The organism is Vibrio sp. 1180_3 (assembly GCF_029478545.1).
Lineage (GTDB): Bacteria > Pseudomonadota > Gammaproteobacteria > Enterobacterales > Vibrionaceae > Vibrio > Vibrio aestuarianus.
The window spans coordinates 1-501 of sequence record NZ_SJFM01000169.1 but is presented as its reverse complement, the minus strand read 5'-3'; the positions used below and the strand labels follow the sequence as shown (position 1 = coordinate 501).

Below are 501 nucleotides of genomic sequence, written 5' to 3'. Positions count from 1 at the left end.
CGGGTATAACAAACAATTTAAGAGGGATTCCCAACGCTTGGCATTTTGCTTCTACTTCAATTTTAGTGTTTACGGTACAATGCGTTAGGTACGGTGGTAGCGTTGCTCACCCCTTAATTGGGCGTTAGGTTTTTAAAGGAAAATATCAATATCTTATGTTTGAAATGAGTAAAGCTCTTCATGAAAGAGCTATGGAGATTCGCTCTAATTTAGGGGATCATGGTGATCCATATGAAGAATCATTATTAAAAGGTGAAGTGACAGTTGGGTTGAAGATTATGGTAAAAGAAATATTCGACCATCTTCGTTCATCTTTAGACTATTGTGCACGAGAGACCGTATCTACATATTTGCCTAACTTAGATGGTAAAATAATATATACCCGTGATCATTGAAGATGCTTGATTTTCAATAGAATCAGGATCATGCTACAAACCATGAAAATCACACTGACTCCTCAACAGAAACTGCAACTCGAACAGATGCACGACATTGAGCGTG

Annotated in this window: 1 protein-coding gene; it reads left to right on the top strand. The window is 37.7% G+C overall.

The features are described from left to right. Positions 1 to 155 precede the first annotated feature (155 nt). Positions 156 to 395 (top strand): hypothetical protein, encoded by a 240-nt coding sequence (locus tag EYW48_RS21415; protein ID WP_277433069.1) that lies wholly within the window; start codon positions 156 to 158, stop codon positions 393 to 395. The last annotated feature ends 106 nt before the right edge of the window (positions 396 to 501 follow it).